Annotated in this window: 6 protein-coding genes and 2 pseudogenes; all 8 read left to right on the top strand. The window is 64.9% G+C overall.

All coding sequences use genetic code 11. The features are described 5' to 3' along the window. Window positions 1-111: 111 nt before the first annotated feature. Window positions 112-1,048 (top strand): annotated as a pseudogene (locus CZ203_RS06380) (hydrogenase large subunit). A 13-nt stretch (window positions 1,049-1,061) separates the two neighbouring features. Then, on the top strand, window positions 1,062-1,445 hold the full coding sequence (locus CZ203_RS06375; protein WP_227105896.1) for a 4Fe-4S dicluster domain-containing protein: 384 nt from the start codon (window positions 1,062-1,064) through the stop codon (window positions 1,443-1,445). After that, window positions 1,390-1,737 (top strand): hydrogenase maturation nickel metallochaperone HypA/HybF, encoded by a 348-nt coding sequence (locus CZ203_RS06370; protein WP_087065305.1) that lies wholly within the window; start codon window positions 1,390-1,392, stop codon window positions 1,735-1,737. The genes CZ203_RS06375 and CZ203_RS06370 overlap by 56 nt, the downstream gene beginning before the upstream one ends. A gap of 3 nt (window positions 1,738-1,740) precedes the next feature. Beyond that, on the top strand, window positions 1,741-2,538 hold the full coding sequence (hypB, locus tag CZ203_RS06365; RefSeq protein WP_087065304.1) for a hydrogenase nickel incorporation protein HypB: 798 nt from the start codon (window positions 1,741-1,743) through the stop codon (window positions 2,536-2,538). A gap of 6 nt (window positions 2,539-2,544) precedes the next feature. Continuing rightward, window positions 2,545-2,766, top strand: coding sequence for a HypC/HybG/HupF family hydrogenase formation chaperone (locus tag CZ203_RS06360; protein WP_087065303.1), 222 nt, complete (start codon window positions 2,545-2,547; stop codon window positions 2,764-2,766). Between the two features lie 7 nt (window positions 2,767-2,773). Further along, window positions 2,774-2,989, top strand: a pseudogene (locus CZ203_RS15605) (hydrogenase formation protein HypD); the annotation flags it as partial. Further along, the gene (locus tag CZ203_RS15480; protein WP_087065434.1) at window positions 2,980-3,123 is read left to right on the top strand and encodes a hypothetical protein; all 144 of its coding nucleotides are present in this window, start codon (window positions 2,980-2,982) and stop codon (window positions 3,121-3,123) included. The pseudogene CZ203_RS15605 and the gene CZ203_RS15480, both read left to right, overlap by 10 nt. Next, window positions 3,120-3,549, top strand: a 430-nt coding sequence (locus CZ203_RS06345; RefSeq protein WP_235847471.1) for an AIR synthase related protein, incomplete at its 3' end; no start/stop codon positions are given. The genes CZ203_RS15480 and CZ203_RS06345, both read left to right, overlap by 4 nt.

Raw genomic sequence — 3,549 nt, 5'->3', positions numbered from 1 at the left:
CGGCCGCCGCCGCTTCCGCAGTCCGCCCGGTCGGCGCATCGGCGCCCGCCGCAGCCGCGTCGGCGCCAAAGCCGGAACAGGCGGGGCATAAAACGGAAGGGGGCGCAAACAATGGGTAAGAGGACGGTCATCCCCTTTGGGCCGCAGCACCCGGTGCTGCCCGAACCGATCCACCTGGATCTGGAGATGGAGGATGAAAAGGTCGTGCGCGCCATCCCGTCGATCGGCTATGTGCACCGCGGCCTGGAAAAGCTCGTGGAAAAGCGCGAGTTTACGGAGTATGTCTATGTGGCGGAGCGCATCTGCGGCATCTGCTCCTTCGGCCACGGCTGGGGCTACTGCAAGGCGGTAGAGGGCATGATGGGCGTCGAGGTGCCGGCGCGCGCGCGTTACCTGCGCACGGTCTGGCACGAGCTTTCGCGTATCCACAGCCACCTGCTGTGGCTCGGCCTGCTGGCCGACGGGATGGGCTTTGAAAGCCTGTTTATGCACTCCTGGCGTCTGCGCGAGCAAGTGCTCGATATTTTTGAGCAGACCACCGGCGGCCGCATCATCTTTTCGGTGTGCAAGGTCGGTGGCGTGCAGCGCGATATCGACGACAGCACGCTGCNCGGTCGCGCGCGCGAGCGGCGTGCGGATGGACCTGCGCACGGTCGAGACCGAGGGCGCGTACCAGGACCTGGACTTCCAGCCCTGCTACGCGGCGGAGGGCGACTGCTACGCGCGCTGCGACGTGCGTATCCGCGAGATTTTTGAATCCATCCGGCTGATCTGCCATGCGGCGGAGAAAATCCCGGCGGGCGATATCGCGGTGCCGGTCAAGGGCATGCCGCAGGGCGAGTTCTTCGCGCGTCTCGAGCAGCCGCGCGGCGAGGCGCTTTATTACGCCAAGGGCAACGGCACCAAGTTCCTCGACCGCGTGCGTGTGCGCACGCCGACGAATATCAACATTCCGTCGCTGGTCAAGACCCTGGAGGGCTGCGACCTGGCCGACGTGCCGATGCTCATCCTGACGATCGACCCCTGCATCAGCTGTACGGAACGTTAAGGAGGCAGACAAATTGACACCATTTAAATTCGGCCGCATGATCGCCGCCAGCCTGTTCCGCAAGCCCGCGACGACGGCCTACCCGGTCGTCCCGCGCGAATACCCGGAGCATACGCGCGGCAAGGTCGCCATCGAGATCGACGACTGCATCTTTTGCGGCATGTGCATGCGCAAGTGCCCGGCGGACGCGATAAAGGTCGACCGGAATGCGAAAACGTGGCAGATCAACCCCTTTTCCTGCATCCAGTGCGCCTGCTGCGTGACGAACTGCCCGAAGAAGTGCCTGCATATGGACAAGGCGTACACCCAGCCCGCGCCGTCAAAGAGCGAGGAGGTTTTCCATGCACGAGTACCCGATCACCCTGAGGATCGTGGAGATCGCGAACCAGCAGGCTGAGGGGGTCGGCGCGCGCGTGAGCGGCATCGACCTCGTGGTGGGGGACGACTCCGGCTTTATCGGGGAATCCATCCAAATGTATTTTGATATCATCGCCGAGGGGACGCCGTGCGAAGGCGCGGCGCTCTCCATCGAGCGGGTGCGGCCGCAGCTCAAATGCGCCGCCTGCGGGACGTATTTCGTGCGCAAGCCGTTTTCCTTCGCCTGCCCGCAGTGCGGCGGCGACGGCTACCCAACCGAGATCGGCAAGGAATTTTATGTAAAGAGCGTGGAGCTTACCACGGAGGGATAGCGTATGCATGTAGTAAAAAAAGACGTGATGGTGGATATCCACGCGGAAAACGACCATGTGGCCGAGCATGTAAACGGCTACCTGTCGGAAAAGGGCATTTTTGCCGTCAACCTGATGGGCGCGCCCGGCGCGGGCAAGACCACGACGCTGGAGCGCCTGATTTCCCGCCTGCCCTGCAAGAGTTACGTGATCGAGGGCGATATCGAGTCCGATATCGACGCGGCGCGCCTGCGGCAGCAGGGGATCCCGGCCTACCAGATCAACACCTTTGGGGCGTGCCATCTGGACGCGCCGCTGCTGCACAACGCGGTGCACAATATGGCGCTGGACGGGGGCGGCATCCTGTTCATCGAAAACGTGGGCAACTTGGTGTGCCCGGCCGAGTTTTCCATCGGCGAGGACATCAAGATGCTGCTGGTCTCGGTGACGGACGGCAGCGACAAGCCCTATAAGTACCCGCTGGCCTTTGAAAAGGCCGACGTGATCCTGCTCAACAAAATCGACCTGACGCCCTACCTCGACTTTGACGAGGGCTTCTTTATGGAGGGCGTGCGNGACCCGGAGGCCGCGGCGCTCGGGTTCCATCAGGCGGTCATCCGCCTGGCCGTGCGCGCGGCAGAAGCCGCCGGGGTGCGGCAGGTGGCGCTTTCCGGCGGCGTGTTCGCCAACCGGCTGCTGCTGTCCGGATGCGAAGAGCAACTGGCGCGGCGCGGGTTCGCCGTTTACTATAACCGCGCAGTGCCGCCGGGCGACGGCGGGCTGTGCCTGGGACAAGCCTATTTGGGGCTTCTGAAAGGGTGAAAAGTCATGTGTGTTGCCTTTCCGGGCAAAATACTGGAGATAACGGGCGGGCGCGCCCGGGTGGATTTCGCGGGCACGCTGGCGGACGTCAGCCTCGCGATGGTCGACGCGCGCGTAGGCGACTATGTACTCGTGCATGCGGGCATGGCCATCCAGGCCATGGGCGTGGACGAGGCCGAATCGCTCGCCGATTTGTTTGCTGAGGCGGAGGCGGCCGCGCATGAATGAGCGGGAGATGGCCGCGTTCCTGTCGGGCTACCGCGGGCGGCCGCTGCGCCTGATGGAGGTGTGCGGCACGCATACCTCCGCGCTGCACAAAAGCGGCGTGCGTTCGCTGCTGCCCGGCCGGATTACGATGCTGTCCGGGCCTGGCTGCCCGGTCTGCGTCACGCCGACGTCGTATATTGACAAGCTGGCCGCGTACGCGCTGACGCCCGGGCATTGCGTGTTGNGGGCGCGCTGCCCTCGCGGGAATGCCCGTTGTTCGGCAAGGCGTGCACGCCGGGGCGCCCGGTCGGCGCGTGCATGGTGTCGCCCGAGGGGGCGTGCCGCATTGTGTATCTGGAGACGGGGGGAGACCGATGAAAATTGAAATGCGCCACGGCGCGGGCGGCGCGGATACCGGCGCGCTGATCAGCGATGTGTTTGCGCGGCACTTCCAGAATGAAGTGCTGGGACGCATGGAGGACGGCGCGGTTCTGCCACGCCCGGAAGGCGGGATCGTGCTGACGACGGACAGCTTTGTCGTCCAGCCGCTGCAATTCCCGGGCGGGGACATCGGGCGGCTGGCGGTGTGCGGCACGGTGAACGACCTGTGCTGCATGGGCGCGGTGCCCAAGTACCTGACCGCGGGCTTCATCCTGGAAGAAGGGCTGGACACGGCGCTTCTGGAAACGCTTGTGCAGTCCATGGCGCGCACCGCGCGGGAGGCGGGCGTGTGCATCGTCGCGGGCGATACCAAGGTCGTCGAGGGGCGCGGCGGGCTGTATATCAATACGGCGGGCGTCGGGG

Origin of the sequence: Intestinibacillus massiliensis, from assembly GCF_900155735.1 — a bacterium.
In the GTDB taxonomy this organism is placed as follows: Bacteria; Bacillota; Clostridia; order Oscillospirales; family Butyricicoccaceae; genus Intestinibacillus; species Intestinibacillus massiliensis.
This window is presented reverse-complemented; position numbering and strand designations above follow the sequence as displayed.